Source organism: Bacteroides xylanisolvens XB1A, from assembly GCF_000210075.1.
In the GTDB taxonomy this organism is placed as follows: Bacteria; Bacteroidota; Bacteroidia; order Bacteroidales; family Bacteroidaceae; genus Bacteroides; species Bacteroides xylanisolvens.
The window spans coordinates 2,461,500-2,481,605 of the sequence record NC_021017.1; the positions used below are offsets into that span (position 1 = coordinate 2,461,500).

9 protein-coding genes are annotated in these 20,106 nt (G+C 40.2%); all 9 read right to left on the reverse strand.

Annotation, left to right across the window (positions count from 1 at the left end; genetic code table 11):
* Window positions 1–17: 17 nt before the first annotated feature.
* The 9 genes from BXY_RS09955 to BXY_RS09995 all read right to left on the reverse strand — a co-directional run bounded on the left by BXY_RS09955 (window position 18) and on the right by BXY_RS09995 (window position 20,096).
* A complete protein-coding gene (locus BXY_RS09955) occupies window positions 18–1,910 on the reverse strand; it encodes a RagB/SusD family nutrient uptake outer membrane protein (protein ID WP_004317116.1) in 1,893 nt (630 codons plus the stop codon).
* A gap of 17 nt (window positions 1,911–1,927) precedes the next feature.
* Complete coding sequence (locus tag BXY_RS09960) at window positions 1,928–5,032, reverse strand: SusC/RagA family TonB-linked outer membrane protein (RefSeq protein ID WP_004317114.1); 3,105 nt, start codon at window positions 5,030–5,032, stop codon at window positions 1,928–1,930.
* 165 nt (window positions 5,033–5,197) lie between these two features.
* On the reverse strand, window positions 5,198–7,228 hold the full coding sequence (locus BXY_RS09965) for a glycoside hydrolase family protein (protein WP_015531809.1): 2,031 nt from the start codon (window positions 7,226–7,228) through the stop codon (window positions 5,198–5,200).
* A 240-nt stretch (window positions 7,229–7,468) separates the two neighbouring features.
* Window positions 7,469–9,478, reverse strand: coding sequence for a glycosyl hydrolase family 95 catalytic domain-containing protein (locus tag BXY_RS09970; protein ID WP_008770549.1), 2,010 nt, complete (start codon window positions 9,476–9,478; stop codon window positions 7,469–7,471).
* A gap of 187 nt (window positions 9,479–9,665) precedes the next feature.
* Window positions 9,666–11,675: a hypothetical protein gene (locus BXY_RS09975; RefSeq protein WP_004317111.1), complete on the reverse strand. Its 2,010-nt coding sequence runs from the start codon at window positions 11,673–11,675 to the stop codon at window positions 9,666–9,668.
* A 93-nt stretch (window positions 11,676–11,768) separates the two neighbouring features.
* Window positions 11,769–15,797, reverse strand: a complete 4,029-nt coding sequence (locus BXY_RS09980; RefSeq protein WP_008770548.1) for a hybrid sensor histidine kinase/response regulator transcription factor — start codon at window positions 15,795–15,797, stop codon at window positions 11,769–11,771.
* 500 nt (window positions 15,798–16,297) lie between these two features.
* The gene (locus tag BXY_RS09985; protein WP_004317108.1) at window positions 16,298–17,095 is read right to left on the reverse strand and encodes an FAD:protein FMN transferase; all 798 of its coding nucleotides are present in this window, start codon (window positions 17,093–17,095) and stop codon (window positions 16,298–16,300) included.
* A gap of 167 nt (window positions 17,096–17,262) precedes the next feature.
* A complete protein-coding gene (locus BXY_RS09990; RefSeq protein ID WP_004317107.1) occupies window positions 17,263–18,612 on the reverse strand; it encodes a 3-keto-disaccharide hydrolase in 1,350 nt (449 codons plus the stop codon).
* Between the two features lie 65 nt (window positions 18,613–18,677).
* Entirely contained in the window at window positions 18,678–20,096 is a 1,419-nt protein-coding gene (locus BXY_RS09995) for a Gfo/Idh/MocA family oxidoreductase (RefSeq protein ID WP_004317106.1), read from the reverse strand.
* Between the last annotated feature and the right edge of the window lie 10 nt (window positions 20,097–20,106).

The window sequence follows — 20,106 nt, forward strand, 5'->3', positions numbered from 1 at the left end:
TTATGCTTTTCATTTTATTAATTCCAGAAAGGCGCCTGGACCAAGTTCGTGTTCTTATTCATCTCATCTATATATACCGGCAGCCAATACATCGCCTTTTTCCAAACACGGGTCTGAAAAACGGTTCTCTTGTAAAATTCCTGACTATTTATTCCTGCAAAGTTCATACCATAATCATCTCCACACATCTCCGGAAGTTGTTCTACAATTTTCCAACGGCGAATATCCGACCAGCGTGATCCTTCACAACAAAGTTCAACACGACGTTCCATACGAACGATCGCACGCACAGCTAATTGATTATCATCAACATGGATGTATTTGGGATCATCCAGTGCTACAGTATTCAGCGTATATTGACGTACACCCGCACGTTCACGGACTTTATTCACATATTTCAATGCATCCTCACGAGATGCTCTATTATCGTAGGCCTCATTAACGGCCTCGGCATAATCCAAATAGGAAGCTGCCAAACGATACAAGAACATTTGCCGCCATTTATAACTACCATTCTTCGGACTATCTTGCGGATATACTTTTTTACGAACCAAATAACCATTTTGGGGGGCATCGTGTGTATAGTCATTATCTCTCTGATTCTTAAAAAATTCAAATTTACGCCCTGCCAAAGCATACCACGAACCATTATAGCTCACTGCCGTATAGAAACGTGGCTCTCGGTTACAATACATATTATATGTACCTTCGGCAGTTATTTCTCCCTTTTGCCCTGTTCCGCCAGTCCAATTGGTAGACCTAGCTTCTACTTTTGTCGAGAAACCTTCTTCTACATATTCTGAATTGTCATCGTCTTTCGGAAGTCCGTTCTTCATAAAGAAAGCATCCACCAATCCTTGATATACGCCCAAACCATTTCCGCCACCATATTCTTTAGTAACCGCCTTGTTTGTGTAGAACTGATAACTTTGATAAGCATCTTCTTTTGTATATGGGAACAATATTTCCTTGTTTCCATCCTGAAATTTTGTAAACCAAAGATTCTCAAGTGAAGTGAACGGATCAATTTCTCCCTCATCATTATATTCTACATACAAACGATAACCAGCTTGCTCTGCCACATCAAGTAATTGTTTGCAAGCCTCTGCCGCTTTCACCCATTTCTCTTGGCTATAAGTAGAGTTAAACAATTCCTCACCTTCTTTATTCTTATGCCCGATATACCACTCATTTCCGTTTACTAACGGGCTTGCAGCAAATAATAACATCTTCGCACGAACAGTCAGACACATGACTGAAGTTATTCGCCCATATTTCTCCACACTCTGCCATACAGCAGGTAATTGTTTAGATGCTTCCAACATTTCATTATCCAAATGACTGACAACTTCATCAAATGGCCTTTGTCCCACCATCAAATCTGAAAGAGTAAAGTCAGTCGGGGCAATATAATTCGGTCTGAATGGAATAGGCCCATATGCTTCCAATAATTGCCACCAATAATAAGCTGCAAGAAAACGTGCTTCCGCTTTCATATAATCCACTTCTCTCTGAGGAAGGTCGGAATCAGGTAATGCGTGTACACGTTCTATAAAAATATAAGCCTGACGTATTTTTCTCGGAAGACCATCCCAGAAATTTCCTGCCCATTGTGTATTCGGTGTCCATCCACCAAAAATCTTGGTGATATTGGGCCAGTCCCATTGCTGCCAGCGTGCAGAAGCAGTCAAGTCATCTGCAAACACTTCCCAACCATACGTATTTAGCCAGTCATTACCCGGATTAGGGATACGGCTGTATACATTGGCCAGCCATGATTCTACTTTTGTCTTATTCTCAAAGACCATGTCTATGTCAATTTCCGTATCCGGTTCTTTATCAAGATACGTACAGGAACCCAACGATACAATGCCTATTAAACCGGCAACTATATATTTCTTAAGTTTCATTATCGTCATTTTTTTAATTAGAAATTCAGGTCAACTCCAAACATTACAGAACGCATAGCCGGATAACGCAGACCGGTGTTCGTATTTAATTCCGGATCCCACAGTTTGAAAGGAGAGAAACAAAATAAGTTATTACCACTCACGTAAAAACGAATAGCTTTGGAATGTATCTTATCAGTTACAGATTGCGGTAAAGTATATCCAAGTTCCAACGTTTTCAAACGCATAAAACGCATATTCTTTTTCCACCATGTGGAATTCCGGTAATTCTGTCTATTAGGCTCCTCCGTCAGTCTCGGCCAGAAGACATCTTGAGCAGGGTTCTCTTCTGTCCATCTGTCGTTATAATTAGAGTAAATATTCCCTTGTAATGTTTGTCCGCTACCCGGAATGAAATACGTAGTTCCACCAATCACACGATAAGTATCACCTGTTCCCTGGAAGAAGAAATTCAAATCCCAGTTTTTGTAGCTTACATTACCTCCGAAACCATAAACAATACGCGGGTCTACCGTTCCACCAATGTATCCTTCATCCGCATCAGTGATAATGCCATCACCATTCATATCTATATATTTGATATCACCGGGACGTACTTTTGAAGCTCCAACGTCCTGTGTCGGTATACCGAATTTCAAATTACCATTCGCATCGAAATCATCTTCTGTAAACAATCTTTCTGCCTGCAATCCATACAAAGTATTTAATGAACGACCTGTCAATCCTCTGTATGTACCTTTCACAGTTTCTGGTTCATCGTATTCGTCCACCCTGTTGATAGCATACGTGAAATTAGAACGGAAACCTACAAACCAATCTTTATTAATTTGTTTATTATAGTTTAAGGAGAATTCTACACCGCGGTTAGTCACTTCACCAAAATTAGCCCAAGGATTAGTCAAGAATCCTGTCTGTGAAGGAATAATCTTACGCTGCATAAAGATATTGGTACGTTTTTCTTTGAAAACATCTACCTGTAATTCCAATTCATTCCATAATCCCAGCTCAAAACCAAGGTTCATTTTCAGAGCTGTTTCCCAGGTAAGATTTTCAACTCCAACTTCTCCTTCTGAAATACCGGTACGACCAATCTGTCCTGTATCACCCCAGTTATACTTATCTGCATTGGTATTCAATGTTGTTATATAGGCAAAACGGCGTCCTCCGATATCATCATTACCTACTTTTCCTATAGAACCTCTTAATTTCAATTTACTCAATGTATTTCTGAAACGATCCATGAAAGGTTCTTCAGACAATAACCATCCGACTGCCACAGAAGGGAAAAAGCCGAAACGTTTACCTTTAGCAAAATTCTCTGAACCATTATATCCAAAGTTGAACTCCGTCACATAACGGCTATCGAAAGTATAAGATAATCTACCCGCAATACCTTGTTTTCTATAAGGTTGTACACTACCATTATCATAACTTTGCTGATTATACAGAAACAATGCATCTACGTCATGCTTTCCGAAAGTGCGAGCATACGTTAATGTTCCTTCAAAATACACCCTCGAATTTCCATATTCCCCCTTATTTCCATGTCCCAAAGACTCATCTCCATATTTAAGTACCGAATGAATCAGATTACCTTCAATGTCACGTCCGGTAGCAATACTATGATAAGTAGCATCCTTTCCCCTTGTAATCGAACTCTGATTCCAACGGTCGAAAGAAAAGGTTACTTTCGCTTTTAATCCCGGCGTGATCATCTTCAGATTCTGTTCAATAGCAAAGAGTGACTGAATCTGTGAAGCTGTAACTACGTCGTAACCTCGCTGTGTCACCGCTGCCCAAGGGTTCACATCATTAATAGCCATAATTGGAATAGTCCCATCTGAATAGCGGGCAGGATACACAAAAGGGGAAGTTATAAACGCTCTATCAAAAGCATCGTCCGTACTAAATGCCTGTCTGCGGTGTGTTTGAAGGAACCCACCGACATTTAAACGCAGCACTGTTGTCTTAGTCACATCCAAGTCAACATTCGCACGCATATTATAACGAGTTAGTTTCGTTCCCGTATCATAAGGCAATGATTTATCCGTCTCCATAATTCCCTTCTCACCGAAATAAGAACCAACCAACGAATAACGCAGAAAATCAGAACCACCTGATACGGTCAGATTCGCACGAGTAGAATAAGCATAATCCTTTGTTATTTCATCCAGCCAATTTACATCCGGATACAAATCTCTGTCATAACCATATCTCGTTCTGTCAATCTGCTCCTGGCTGAAAGGCAAACGCGACTTGTTCTCTGTTATTTCATTTATCAATGTCATATGATCGGCTGCCCCAATAAAATCCGGAAGTTTTGTCGGCTCTGCAATAGAATGTTCCACACGCAGATTGACAGAAGGAGCTCCTACTTTACCACGCTTCGTATTGATAACGATGACACCATTTGCACCACGTACACCATACATAGCACTCGCCGATGCATCTTTCAATACTGAGAAAGATTCAATTTCAGCAGGGTCTATGTTATTCAAGTCGCGCTCAATACCATCTACCAACACTAACGGAGATTGTCCACCAGAGAAAGAAGCAATACCGCGAATCCAAAAATTCGAGGAATCGTAACCCGGTTCTCCCGAACGTTGAACCGCTATCACACCGGCAATCTGTCCTGCCAGATTATTAGACAAAGAGCGCGTGGCACCAACCTGTAACTTCTTAGGCTGTAATGTCTCGATAGAACCGATAACCGACATTTTCTTCTGACTACCATATCCAGTAACCACAACTTCATCCAAGGCTTCAATATCTTCTTCTAAAATTACATCAAAGTTAATCTTACTTCCAACTTTTATTTGTTGAGTTTTGAAACCAATATACGAAATCTCTATTACGGAATTCTTTCCGGGTACATCCAAATAAAAGTGTCCGTCCATATCCGTAATCACTCCAGTCCCTGTCTGTTCCAGTACACGTACATTCACACCAGGAAGAGGATTCTTGTCCTTATCGGTTATCGTACCACTGATACGAATACCTTTCGCTTGCTCCGACATATTAGTCTTACCAAACATAGAAGAATGTTCCGGTAAAGCGGAGTTAGCACTTATTCCATAATACAACAACAAGCAAACAAACAATGCTTTCTTCAAATCCATAATATTAAATTTAAAAAACTCATAATAAATACTTTATCTCATATTGAGTGAGAGCAAAAGTAGACAACCAACATAAAATATAATAAAACATATAAACCAATAATTAAAAAAAATCGTTCAAAATGAAATTAAAATATAATTGAGATATCTTCTGACCTATTTCTGTCATTTTAAGAAATGTTCCGCACGTCCCGGAGTCAATAACTCCCACAAAGATGCAACTGTCCATCCTGGTGCGAAGATATCGTTATAATACCCTTTTCCATTTTTGCCATAGTCCCAGTTGGTATGTTGAACGACTTCCGGATAAAAACCGGATTTAGCAATTCCACATAGATGCCCTTCGTGAGGTAGCAATTGGCGCATGGAGGTAGAGATCACCTCTGCGAAATGGGCAAAACGTGGCTCCTCATATTCCTTTGACAACCATTGCAGTACCGAAGCAAATTCAAAAACAAACACGTCAATATGGTTGTTTTCTACAGAGACATTGCCCCAACCACGAGTTTTCAGACCGATATCACCCAACATCTGACCTTGAGCAAAAGGAACGTCCCATACATAATACCATGACAATGCAAAATAAGCAGCCTTTCTTGTCAGGTCGGCATAATGACGATGCTCGTCTCCTTTCGTTATTAACGAAAGATAGTAAGTTGCTGTAGCAGCATAAAGAGAAGCCTCTTTATCTTCACAATTGGCATCGAGAGTAGATGAAAAATAGTCAGCTTTAGATATCAAGACTTTCTCCAGATAATCTGCTGTCCTTTTAGCACTGGCTAAATAACGTTTATCCTTAAAATATTTATATCCCATTATTAAAGGCAAAGTGGCCGAAGGCGTACTTCCCCCACTGTCATCAACTACTGTAAAATCATCGTGGAATTTACGGGGGAAACTGCCATCCGCATGCTGCAACTGTAGAAGTATATCAAGCATATTTTTCATCTTTTGCTCCCATTCAGGATGACGACGACCATTCTCCTTTTCATAAGCAAGAAAATGAAGCATAGCATAAATTCCTTCTGATTGACGACGAATACTATGTACAGGATCTTCATACCCTCTATCAAAGTTTACCGATTCTTTAAAGAAACCAGCTTGGGTAAAGCCATTCTTCAAATAACTATCGAATACTTTCATACTGTTTTCTTTCAGATCCTCTCTGCCACATTGCCAACTATATTCCCAAGCATTGAATGCATTAAGAAGCACACGACCGATAAAACCTACTTCTGCCTGGCCGTTACTCTGACAATCAGCAGTCCGCAAATGAATACCCGAATTAAAAGTCAACGAATTACCAGTCACCAGACTATTGACAAAGAAACGGCTCATTACTTCTTTCATATCCTCAATAGAATAAGGAGTATCAACCGGAGCCGGAGCATAAGTGTCATAGCTATACTCCCACGCATTCCGAATAAAATCAGAATAATCATCAGCTTTATTCTCCATAATCTCCCATGTCAGTAACATTGTTTCTCCTTTTTTCAGAGACTGAAAAGCCTCTACCGCCGGAGCCAATGTTAATTTTCGAATATAGCTTTTAGGTGCTTCACGGTAAGGAAAACCGAAAGAAAGTGTTGCCACTCCATTCTGATTTTCGAATCCAGTAAAACCTATTGAAGTTTTACCTGCAAGAATGATTTCTCCCTCTCGATGAGTAGACAAAACCTCATTAGCAAAATTGTCTATACGACTCACTGTCACAAAGCTTTTTTCCTTTTCTGAATAAATACCTGTAAGAGGAGCACTCAATCTATCCTCACGTACCAACCAGCTGTCTGATGTATGAAATGAAGGTGCTTCCTTAGGAGATCGCAGATTGCGACGATACCAGAACCCCGGCATATAGAACTGGCAATCATCATGATTAAAACCGGTTGACAACTGCTCGCTAAAATTAAAATAAACATCCTCTAATGCAGTTAGACTGACATTGATGCGTAACTTACCATTCATATCCTCCATTCTCTGAGTTATTACCATCGGAATACCTTTTGAAGGTTCCAACAGATAAGATGAACGGTCATTCTTCAACTGCCGCATATCCAGCGAGTATTTTTCCGATTCATTTCCCGGTACTTTTAAGGAAATAGATGCTGAAATCTTTTCTGGAGTATAATTGACAGCTTCAATAGCCTCAACATATAACCCAACAAGTATTCCACAAAATAAGCATTTTAAATTCATGTAAATTCAATTAAATGAATCAGTAATAAAATAAATACTGGTTCTGTTAATACATTAATAATTCATTTTCAAACTTGAGCAACAGCTAACATCTTGTAGCTTGTGTGATACGCAACAAAAATATGGAATTCTACCAGCTTAGGATATTAAAAACAGGTCAATAAATGAAATTCCAGTCTCAATTTCCCTCCCAAAGCATACATCCTCTGACTTTTATTTACACAACCAAAAAAATTGAACTCATTTCTGCAGCCGGACATATGTTTTACCATCCGGTCCGACTCCTTTAACTACCAACCTTCTCCAATGTTCCGGCAATTTCGATGGCAATTGTTTAATGCCGTTATCTGTAATTTCCAAACCACAAAAGCCATTGATTACAGTCTGCAAAAGTCCCCCCGCACCAGTTGAGAAATAAGGATTAGTACCTCCTGCACCCTCAGAAAGAACACCGAACGGCGGTAACTGATTAGGACGGAAGCTCTGCACAAACAGCTCATATGCCTTATCTCCCTCACCAAGGCGTGCATATTGCAAAGCCAATACAGAGAAAGACATTGCAGGACCTCCTTTGTCAATCTTCCCCTCATAATACTCCAAATCTTTACGAATTTCTTCCGGACGGGTAATCAGGTTTAATGGATAGACCAGTAAATTAGCATCCGCCTGCTTGATAACCTGTCCACTATAACCATCATACTCCATAGTCACTCCATTTTCAAATTTGGGGATACGTAGCTTTGCTGCTATTTCTTTCCAAATTACCGGAGCTTTAACCCCACATATGAAAGCAGCCTTAGTAGCATCCTGTAATGCGCGAATAACAGTACCGTTCGTAAAGGCATTATCATCACCCTCTGCATATTCATCGGCACAAACAACATTACGAATCGAATAGGAACCATCGTCATTCTTTTCTACACGACTTACCCAAAATTCTGCCACTTTCTCCATTAAAGGGAACCCTTCTTCACGCAACCATCGTTGATCTCCGCTCATACAGTAATAATTCCAAGCCGCAATAGCGATATCAGCAGTGATATGATGCTCAAAAGGACCAGTCAACGCCCAAGTTGGGCACGCCTCTTCTCCTGCATCATCACTTTCCCAAGGAAACATAGCTCCATCATATCCATAACTTAATGCTTTCTGACAAGCAGCTTCCAACCTGTCAGTACGATAGTCCATCATTGTTCGTGCAATCCCCTGATTCATAAAGAGCATAGGCGGATACATCCAAAATTCGGTATCCCAGAAAATATGTCCATTATATCCCTGTGAAGAAAGCCCAAAAGGAGGTATACTCAACCGACTTCCTTTGCGTGCATTGGAATACAGATTATAAAGTGCAAAACGCACAGCACGCTGCGCTTCGTCATCCCCCTCAATCACAATATCACCTTTCCACATCTCGTCCCAGAGTTTCTGATGCCCATCCATCAGACGCGCCAATCCCTCTTTCGCACCATAAATAACTTCACGGTCCGCCTCATTGTACGGATCTATAAAATCACGCCCGGTACAAACAGCACCTAATAAAGTAAAGAAGAATTTCTCTCCTTTCTTTAATGGAATAGAAATCTGCCCATTCCCATTATATTGTTGCTGCACGTTAGAATTCTTATCATAAATAAATGCGGAAGAAGCCGAAACTTTCTGTTCACGGTGTTTTGATAAAGCCCAAGTACGCACTATTTTTATATCATTCCCATTAACATTCACATTGACCAGTTTCGAACCTATGTTTTTATACTCATCAGGCACCTCGATAGGATTTGACACTGTCAAATACATATCCCCCAGTGCCGTAACCTCCACACGAACTAGTCCCGCATAAGGCAAATTTCTTAGAGCACAGATACTATAAGACACATCTGCTTTTCCATCACAAATGAAATGCGTATTATGAGTAGCTTCTTTCATATCTATACACTGTTCCCATCCCGAAATATTATCGCCATTTACAGTCTGTCCATTAATTTGCATCTGTAAATTGAATGGATTGATTCCTCGTAAAACACGGCTCACATCTTGAGGAGTAGCAGAATCAAAAACATGGTTCAGCATGACATGGCGAATAGAAAACGGCTCTTTCCACGGCAGGATACCAATACCTCCATTGGCTACTGTTGCCCCGTAATAAGTTCCGTGATAATCAGTTGTCTGTATCTTCCACAAACGATCCTGTCCATTTGCCTTAATGGTGAGAGCTGATACTAGACAATAAAATACGATCAATAGACTTCTCATATAAAAAATAATATATTTAATTTGTTAATGACATCCGACACAAAAATAGGGCGTATCTGCCAATCATTAGGAAATAACCAGACCAAATGATATAACAAATCAACCAGAATCGTACTAAAAAATAATATTTAAGCCAATTTTGTTACCAAAATTGGCTTAAACCAAAGGGCAGATTATTTTATCTTATTTAAATGCGCACTTCGATCGGTTTTCCGTTCATTATCTTGCTTCTTTTTACAATCTTATGATCCTTTTTTATCAAAACCGACAGTTTGTTATCTTTATCACGCTTCACCTCAATATCGAATATGGAACCAAATGCACAGACACGTTTCAATGACATCATGTTCCAACTTTCCGGCAACTGCGGTGTCATCACAAAAGCATCCAATGCTATGGGACGGATGCCGAACAAGCCCTCAGTCATAATGCGACAATACAAAGCACTTTCTGTGGACAAATGCCTTTGGTTTCCCTCCGGCCACGCTTCCACTGCGTAAGGAACATGATCACCCAACAAACGAGTAGCAGAGTATTTATCCAAATATTCAGTAGCTATGTCTCTAGCACCACAAGAGTAAGCCCCCCGGAAAGCATAGAGTGTAGAACGATCCCAATAAGTAGAAGTACCCGACTGAGTTAACAACCCATTCTCCATCCATAGTTTATCAGAGAATAGAGCCTCTACAGTACCTTTCGCCTGCTCATAAATACCCATAGTCAAAGGAATGCAAATCCATGAACGTAGTACAGTATTACCATCATAATAGCGATAAGTATCATACCCCTCTACATTACGGGCAAAATATACATCAATGTTCTTATAAAGTTCAGCAGCCCTATCCTGATAAGACTTTATCTGTTTATGTTCTTTTTTCAACGCTTTCCCCAGATAAGCAGCTGAAATCAAGGCATCATAATATAATGAAGATGTACATAGATTAGCTTTTCCGGCAGGAAAACGATTTTCAAGTTCATCTGAATCTGATTTTACTACCCCGTCTACGTTCAGTTGGCGATGACAATACTCCAGACACCATTCAATCAGCGGCCACAATTTTTCAGCCTCATTACGATTACCGGATGCCAAAGCATAACGTGCTGCACCATAGCCAACCATTGCTACATCACCACGATCACCCGCAACACCAAAACAATCAATCCCCTCTGCAATTATAGACGAGGGTAAAGGTTTATACTCATCATTCATATAGCGCATAAACAAGCCGAATGAATCCATAGCCGAACGATTTCCGGCTTGATAACCTAAATATGGAAAAAATGGATTGATATATTCAGCCTGATCATTTGCCCAAACAGCAGCATAATAAGCTTCTCCGCCAGGGCTTTGCATATATCCGCCTTTGGTATCAAATATGCTTTCCGAACCACGTATCTTGGCAAAAGAAAACATGGTATTGATTACGTCATTCGGAGTTTCTAACACAAGGTTACCTTGTATCCGTCTCAAAAATCTCCGACGTGCCAAAAGTTCATTATTAACATCCAGCGCCAACTCCTGATCATGTTTCTTATATCCTGCATAGACTACCTGAAACCAAGCTTTTTCTCCGGCTTTCAGTAGATAAGTACCATTTTTTACTGGAGAAGAAAGAGTGGCCGTTAATGTATAGCTACCCTCCACTCCTTTTGTCTCATCAGTAGAATAAGAAAGAGTGGTCGATGGGAATTGAACTGTCTGTGGGTGATCTGTCGTATTCTCCAACTCATATTTCTCACAGAAGGCCGGTTGTGATGTGGAAGGAAAAAGCGTACGTGTCAATGAAATCCCCCTAGCAGCATATATACTCTTTACAGTCATAATTCCATTCAACGATACAGTCTCCACCTTTTCCCCTACTAACGGCTGGCCATTTACAAGACATAAATGTGCCCAGTCCCCATTAAAATGGTGTTGTAAACTACCATGGGTATCATTAGGGATAGTACGAAAAGTAGGTAAAACCATATTCCGGTCAATCACCCATTCACCTGCCTCATTAACACCATAGCGCAATACCGTTGAAACTTTCAGTCCACTCATTTCAATGTGGTCATTATGCGCCCCATTCACTTTCCAGCAAATACTATCGGAAGAAGCAATCATCCATCTCATTATCTCACTGGCATTCAAAAAATCAGTATATAATCCAATTAGTAATAGTGCAAGCCACACTGTCTTTTGTCTGGTCATCATATCTTATAGTATTATTAAAAAAATTTACACTAATAAATTATAAAATCTCAATATAATAGATGCAATAGAATGAAATACAGCTTTATGTATAAACTACTCTTCTTTCGAATTAACAAAATCTTTAGGCAATACTCCAAATTGCTTTTGAAAACATTTAGCAAAGTAAGACGGAGAATTAAATCCTACCATATAACAGATTTCATTCACACGGTTTTCTCCCTCTTTCAGCAATTGGGCCGCCTTTTTCAAACGCTCCAAGCGTAAAAACTCATTCGGGCTCAAATCCAAGACTCCCTTTATTTTCCGATAAAAGTTAGACCTGCTCATATTCAGCTTATCCGCCATATCATCCATGCTAAATTCAGGGTTGCCATAATTAATTTGGATTACTTCGTTCAACCTCTTAATAAACTCCTCATCAGCTTTTGTTAAGGCCATTGTATTAGCAGCTATAAAAGGAGACTCTGCAAAAGCCTGACGTAATTTTTCCCTATTCTGAATAAGATTAGAAGCACATGCTTGCAGATATTCTACAGAGAAAGGTTTTTCAATATAAGCATCTGCCCCCAGTTCCATCCCTTCTATCTTTGATTGTATATTGGTCTTGGCAGTCAGCAGGATGACAGGAATATGACTGTAATTCAAATCTGACTTAATAGTCTTACATAATTCAAAACCATCCATCACGGGCATCACAACATCACTTATCACTAAGTTCACATAATTGCCATCGAGCACCTGTAAGGCTTCTGCACCATTAGTGGCTGTCAGCACTGTATAATCTCTCGACAATTGACGGACAACAAAAGTTAGCATATCAGGATTATCTTCCACTACCAGCACAGCGGGGCGATTATCTTTCTTTCCTGCCTGCTCTGCAGGAATTTCGTTAACCCTTTCAATTTCAACCTCCGCCTCCGGAGTCAAAGTGATTGTCGTATCCTGAACAACCGGTAAAGTCAAACAGAAAATATTACTTTCCTCTCCTGCCTCCATAACCAACGTTCCCAGATGGAATTCAGCCAGCGAGCGGGAGAGTGCTAAACCGATTCCAGTACCGGTAGTCACCTTTCCGTCCTCTTGTTCATTAAAACGAACAAAAGGTTTAAAAATCTCCTCTTTCATTGCATCAGGAATAATTACTCCATCGTTCACTGTGCGAATACGGAATAGATTATTATCATCCCTTTGGGGAGCTTCCAACATTACATGTACATAACTTTCGGCATATTTCATTCCATTGTTCAGCAGATTGCTAATAATCTTCGTAAATGCTTCCTGATTAACATGAGCATAGAAGTCCTTCTCTGGAACCTGTAGGGTAAAATCCAACCCTTTCTGTTTTGCAAGAGAAGTGAAACGTACATGGGTTTCTTTCAGTACTTCCGTTATATTGCATTTTGCAAAGTTCAACCGGAATCCCTGGCTTTCCGTCTTGCGAAAGTCAAGTAGCTGATTGGTCAGATTAAGTAATCGTTCCGTGTTCTGTTTCATGACGTTCAAGTCCTCACGGGTTTCAGCATCCACTTGTTTTTTCAGTATGATGTTTTCCAACGGACCTTTAATCAATGTCAGCGGTGTACGTATCTCATGAGCTACATTCGTGAAAAAGTCAATCTTTGCATGATAAACCTCACGCTCCTTCTCCTGCTCAAACTTCTCCATCTGCCTGCGATGCTTATTATTACTACGTCTTTTGAAATACATAATTATATACAAAGAACAACCTATAATCAACAAAGCATACACAAAATAAGCCCAAGCAGAAAAATAAAAAGGCGGAAGGATATGCACTTTTAATGATATTTCGTTTTCATTCCATACTCCGTCACTATTAGAAACTTTCACCTTGAATGTATAATTGCCATATCGCAGATTGGAATAAGTAACGATAGGACTTTCGCCAATTGTCAGCCAATCTGCATCAAAACCATCCAGTTTATACATGATTTTACTCATTCTTGGAGCTTGAAAGTCTAATGCTGTTACCCGGAAAGAAAAAGAGTTCTGGTTAGACTGGAGAATGAGTTCATCAGAGAAAGTGATACTCTTTTTCAATGGAGATCCCGGTTCACCGACATACACTTCTTTACCAAACAACAGGAAATCCGTAATCACAATAGATGGAAGCGACCTATTCTCTGAAAAAGTTTTCGGGTTGAAAGCGATAAAACCGTCGATACTTCCCAAATAAATCGTACCGTCTTCCGTCTCCAGACTGGAGCGGTAATTAAACTGATCGCCCAGCAGACCATTAGAGGTAGTATATACTTTCATTGTTCCGGTAGTAGGTTGGAAACATACGAGCCCATTATTCGTTGTCAACCAGAAAAATCCGTCTTTATCTTCTACAATCTGATAAACAACATCGTTTGGCAATCCGTCTGCCAGATTATAGCTGGTAAAAGTTTCCGTTTCCGGGTGGAACAGGCAGAACCCTCCGCCTTGAGTTGTCAACCAAACTTGCCGGTGAGAATCTTCGAAGATACTTACCACTTTATCATACGGAAGGCTTTTCGGATCATTTTCATTGTGCAGATAATTCTTCCATTTCTTCTCGCTTACATTATAACAGTAAGCGCCGTTTGCATAAGTGGCCAGCCAAAGGTTTCCTCCGAAATCTTCTTTTATGTCATATACAAACCGGCCATTCAGCTCTGGTATCCGGTCAAAATCGTCAGATTGTCTATTATAACGCAACAAACCGAATAAAGTACCCAGATAAATATCCCCTGTCGTCGTTCTACAAATAGAGAAAACACTGTTATCTATCAATGAGCGGGGCGAATCTGTCTTCTGATAGGTTTTCACAATAGCTCCCGTACGCGTATCCACCACTTTCACTCCTTTCGAAAAAGTGCCCACCCAAAGGTTATCATCAACTAAACACAGCCCATGAACATTTGTAAAAGCATTGCTTGGTGTAAAAAAAGAAAAAGTCTTGGTCTTAGGATTAAAACGATTCAGACCGCCATCTTCTGTACCAATCCACAGAATTCCTTGGTTATCCTGACAGAACTCACGTACCCGTTTCCCATGCAAACCTTTATCAGTCCCTTTGGGATAATATTTCTCGAAGTTCGTATAAAAACGGGGATAGTAGTTTATACCACCAAAGTAAGAACCAATCCATATGCCACCCTCACGATCTTTACACAATGAATAAATGGCATTATCGGATAAAGAATAAGGGTCATTGATCGAACTGCGCAAATGGGCGTACTTACTTAACCGGAAATTATAAATATAAAGTCCCGACTCTGCACCAATCCATAGTTCATTGTCAGAAGCGACCAACAGTTCACGACAGAAAACAGGCTCTCCACTTTCATCTTCTGAAAGCAAGTCATGCAATTTGTTAGAGGTCAGGTTCAGCTCTTTCACCCCTCCCTTTAAAGAACCTACATACAGACAATTGTATGCACCTTTCACAATACAGGTCACTACGTCGTTCGCATAAAATTCCTTGTTATCCAGAGGCGAAAGATAAGGATGAAGGGTTTGCAGACGGTCTTTCGAATAGAATAGTCCATCACCATAACAGCCGATCCAAAGGGTTCCGCTATTGTCAAAAGCAAAGGTCTCAACATTAGTAGTAAGAAAGGAGAAGTTCTGTAAGGTATAGTTTTGAAGCTCTCCTTTCTCGAGATTATAACAGAACAGTCCCTGTGATTCCACTGCCACCCAAACGCATCCTTCGTTGTCTCCGGAAATTGCGGTTACAGTATGTTCTATTTTAGTGTTTTCCTCACTCAATTCGGTAAAGTGCCGGAAAGAGTCTTTTTCAGGATCATAGATATAAAGTCCCACGTCAGTACCTACCCAAATATCTCCTTTCGTATCTTCATAAAGTGCTGTGATAAAATTATTTCCGATACTCCGTCGAGTACGGTCATCATGTTTGAATTTACGGAATGATAAACCGTCATATCTATTCAAGCCATCTTTGGTGCCGAACCACATAAAGCCTTGCCTGTCCTGCAAAATCGCATTAACCGTATTCTGGGATAAGCCGTTTTGTACACTTAGATTTTTAAAATAATAATGTTCATCCGCCATTTGTGCATGGCAGCTTATCTGATAGCCTATTAAACAGATTAAAAGTATTAGAACTTTCTTCATAAATATACATATTTTCTATCCTTCCGTTTGAGTTACCAAATGTAGGCAAAATCACAGCGGAAAGATAGTAAATATGTCTCAATGAATGAAAGAATAGTCCTATTTTTCTATTCGGATACGCCGCGTCAACTGCTACAACGGCTTTTGGTGTAGCTAAAAAAGGAACCAGACCGGAAGACACATCTTTCAGCACCTCCACAAAAACACCTCCCAAACCGCAAAGTACCACACTGTCACTTTTAGCAATAACAATACCTTATTTATACCTGAAACAGAATTATTGAGCATCTCTATCATATAGCGTTCTCATTCCCTGACAATAGTTACCGTATCTATTTTGTATCTATATGCCCCAAAAAGCCCTGTCAGATATCAGTAGTTATCACCTCAACTATTAATAACTACCTCCTTAATTATTAATAATTGAAAAACCCATCAGAATACTTTAAAATCAAACATAGCTACTTAGGAAAACAAATATTAGCACATCAGAGAAATACCTAATAACCAATCAAGAAAAACTGGCTTAATACAGAAGAGAATTCAGCCAGTAAATCCTTGCGCAGTTCGCTGTCAGCAGCAAACAAAGCGGTAGACAATATTTCTCCTATTGCCCCATTAGTTGTAACTACAGATATCTGTCGAGCACCTTCCACCAATTTTCCATCTCGAGGAGAAACAATATGCCGACGTTCAGGAGAGTCATTACCAGAGGTTGTAAGACACTCATTATGAAGAAGTATATTATTGACTTTCCATCCCGTTCCTACCGGATGATTACCTAAAGCAAGGACGGAACTGTTTCCCATATTTATCAATGCATTTTCTATCACACACTCATTCAATATGCTTTTAATTGTTTCCAAAGCATACCCTTTGAGGAAACCAGATAAGTTGACAGCAACTCCCGGTCGTGAAAAATAGATACTATGATCTTCAGCTGATAAATGGACCGATTGTATCGTGTTCTGATTGTAATTTTCTGAATGGACTGTAATATCAAAACACCCCAGAGTCTTCCCATTATATTCCAGACATAGATCAATCATTGAATAGAGTTCTTCGCTAAGAACGACCGGAGAAACAAAAGCTGTCCGGTTGACATAAGCCAATTCACTGGCCGGATTATAAAAGTTCGCCATCTTTTCCAACCGGCACAATGCATCATAAATACAATTGACCACAAACAACAATTCTCCTTCCGTTTTCTTGCTATACAGGATAATATCCACCCGTGTATGCATGGAAAGAAACCAGGCATAAAGCAGTCCACTGCCTTCATGGGACGGCTTATACATATGTTGAATAGGGACTTGCATCGTATAGCAGGACAAATTAGGCACGGATTACCCAAATTACACGATTGCTATTTCATTAGAACAACCGTGAAATTCGCGCAATCCGTGCCTGAATAAAAAGTCATAAAGAATTTTGACGTATCTCCCACAATAATATGGAATACGCCTTACTTCAGTTCTTTAATTTTCACGTTCTTGAACCATACTTCGTCTCCGTGATCCTGAAGAAGTATATTTCCTTCCTCCGGATTTCCGAAATTAGGCCAGTTTTTATATTTACTGTATGCTACCAATGCATTCCACATATCATTGTTACGATCATATTCAATCAATTTAACTCCGTTCAACCAATGTTCTACATGGTTACCTTTTACGATAATGGTAGCAGTATTAAACTCTTTCTTGTTGAAAGGTTTATTCTTAGGAGCCGGAATCAAATCATACAACGAACCTAGCTTTCTGTTACCTTTCACACCCAGTTTTGCATCAGGATGTTTGTCATCATCAAGAATCTGGAATTCACAACCGATAGCAGAGCCTGCACCTTTATTCATATCCGGGTTTACGAAATATTTAATTCCGCTATTGGCACCTTCGGTAATCTTAAAATCTACTTTCAGAATAAAGTTCTTGTATTTACGGGTAGTCACAATATCACCGCCATTAGCAGATTCAGCGCCACCACTCTTCATTACTTTCAGAATTCCATCTTCTATCTTCCAGCCTTTTGCAGGGAAAGTAGAAAGCTTAGCTCCTCTCCATCCATCAGTAGTCTTACCATCCCATAATAGAGTCCATCCTTCTTTTGCTTCATTCGGAGAAATCGTGTTGGCAATCAGATTCACTTCCGGTGCAGCTTGCGCTTCCGGTGTCTGATAGCGTTCTACGTCTGTCGTACAAATGCGGATATCTTTCCAACTAACAGTTTTACCTTCATCTGCCGCATTTCCAATGGCATGCACTTGCAAAGCAATGAAGCCCACAGGAGTCATATCATCCCAGATATTAGCACAAGGTACTCCGTTTATCCAAGTACGGATTGAGTTACCCACAGCCTCAATACGAGCTTTATTCCATGCATTATTCTTAAAAGCGGTTTTTGCCGACGGATTCAGCGTCAAAGGATAAAGCCAGTTTCTACGTGCCTCATCATAGATACCACCTGACCAAGCGCGTTTGGAAGGATCGATCTCAAACTGATAACCGTGTACACGACCTTTCTTATAATCTTTCTTGCTTTCACTACGAAGCTGTACTCCGGAATTTAAACCGTCATCTACCTTGAAGTCAAACTCAAGGATAAAGTCACCATAATTCTTTGTCGTTGCCAAAAAAGTATTGGGTGTTCCCATTTTAGATACACCGACAATGGCACCATCTACAATTTTATACTCGGCTTTGCCATTCAATTTCTTCCATCCTTTCAGGTTTTTCTCATTGAAAAGAGGTTCCCAATTCTGCGCACCTAAAGAAGCGGTACAGAATAAAAGTAAAGTTAATACGATATTCTTCTTCATAATCATTGATTAGTCTTTCCCACTCCCTTATATTAGAAGAAGGAATGGAAAAGGCTATTTTCTATTTATAATTTACAAAATTCATCCCAACCTTTACGCGGTGGAAGTCCCGCCAGCATTGCATTAGCAAATTCATTATTTGTAATCTGCTTCGTACGAGGATCAAAGAACAACTGTGTATTAAGTCGTTGAGCCATCACCCCCAGTGAGAATACCTGACTCAACACTCCATTGATTTCGAACGGTGAGCGTGTCTTTTCAATACCGTTACATGCCAACAAGAAGTTCTCGAAGTGATTGGAAGGACTTTTAGGAACCTTCGGCAACTTGTCTGCCATCTCTTTTGCTTTCTCCTCCGGAATTATAGACAAAGTGCTTCCATGACTACCACCCTTGAAGATCAAATCCTTAGTATAAATGATCTTTCCTGGATTCAACTTAGACTTCGGAGTATCTCCCTGATTAGTTACCGGGATGTTCGGATCTAGTCCCGAAACTCCATAACCGGCAGGAATAGGAGGAAGATTATCCAAACCATCATACCAGGTAATATCTACCGGTGGCATTCCTTTACGCTGCGGGAAACGGAAGAGAATCGTGGAAGAATACGGGAAGAAGTAATCATTATGCCCTTTTGCATATTGCATAGTGACTTCGTATGGCAATCCCAGTTCCAGGAATTCGTGAGCCGTGTCGAGGATATGTGCTCCCCAGTCGCCCAATGCTCCCATACCAAAATCATACCAACAACGCCATTGTCCCAAATGATAATCTTTATTATACTCGTGATAAGGAGTAACTCCGAGCCAAGTGTCCCAATCCAGATCTTTCGGCAGTTGCTGACCGGAAGGAAGTTTATAAATATTAGTGTCCCATTTATGCCAACGACGTGGGTTATTCATGTGGGCAGTGATAGCAGTAACGTCTTTGATAATTCCCGCATCCATCCAGGCTTTAAACTGGAAATAGTTTGCTTCAGAATGTCCCTGATTTCCTACTTGAGTAACCAAGTTCGGACGTTTAAGCGCAGCTTGCATCAACAGTTCCGCTTCATAGAAGGTACGTGCCAGCGGTTTCTCTACATATACGTGCTTTCCGGATGCCAAAGCCAGCATACTGATCGGGAAATGCGAATGGTCGGGAGTAGCAATTGCTACAGCATCAAATTCGTTACCGGCCTTATCAAACATTTGGCGAAAATCCCTAAACTGCTTTGCTTTCGGATATTTAGCCATTATCTTTTGTGTATGTTTGGCACCCATATCTACATCACATAAAGCCACCACTTCCACCATACCTGTCCGTGCAAAGTCTTCAATAATCTGCTCTCCACGGTTACCAATGCCGATATAAGCAATCTTCACTTTGTCACCTCTTCCTTTTTTAGGTGAAGCAGTTTGCGCATGTAATAAATCACCGGTTCCCAATGCCAATCCGGCTGAAGCCATCGACATCGTTTTCAAAAAATCCCTTCGTGTTACCATAAATTATTTA

Bases quoted from the DNA above. Each gene is read 5' to 3' on its own strand.
- BXY_RS09955 (WP_004317116.1), bottom strand. From the start codon at position 1,910: ATGAAACTTAAGAAATATATAGTTGCCGGTTTAATAGGCATTGTATCG.
- BXY_RS09960 (WP_004317114.1), bottom strand. From the start codon at position 5,032: ATGGATTTGAAGAAAGCATTGTTTGTTTGCTTGTTGTTGTATTATGGA.
- BXY_RS09965 (WP_015531809.1), bottom strand. From the start codon at position 7,228: ATGAATTTAAAATGCTTATTTTGTGGAATACTTGTTGGGTTATATGTT.
- BXY_RS09970 (WP_008770549.1), bottom strand. From the start codon at position 9,478: ATGAGAAGTCTATTGATCGTATTTTATTGTCTAGTATCAGCTCTCACC.
- BXY_RS09975 (WP_004317111.1), bottom strand. From the start codon at position 11,675: ATGATGACCAGACAAAAGACAGTGTGGCTTGCACTATTACTAATTGGA.
- BXY_RS09980 (WP_008770548.1), bottom strand. From the start codon at position 15,797: ATGAAGAAAGTTCTAATACTTTTAATCTGTTTAATAGGCTATCAGATA.
- BXY_RS09985 (WP_004317108.1), bottom strand. From the start codon at position 17,095: ATGTATAAGCCGTCCCATGAAGGCAGTGGACTGCTTTATGCCTGGTTT.
- BXY_RS09990 (WP_004317107.1), bottom strand. From the start codon at position 18,612: ATGAAGAAGAATATCGTATTAACTTTACTTTTATTCTGTACCGCTTCT.
- BXY_RS09995 (WP_004317106.1), bottom strand. From the start codon at position 20,096: ATGGTAACACGAAGGGATTTTTTGAAAACGATGTCGATGGCTTCAGCC.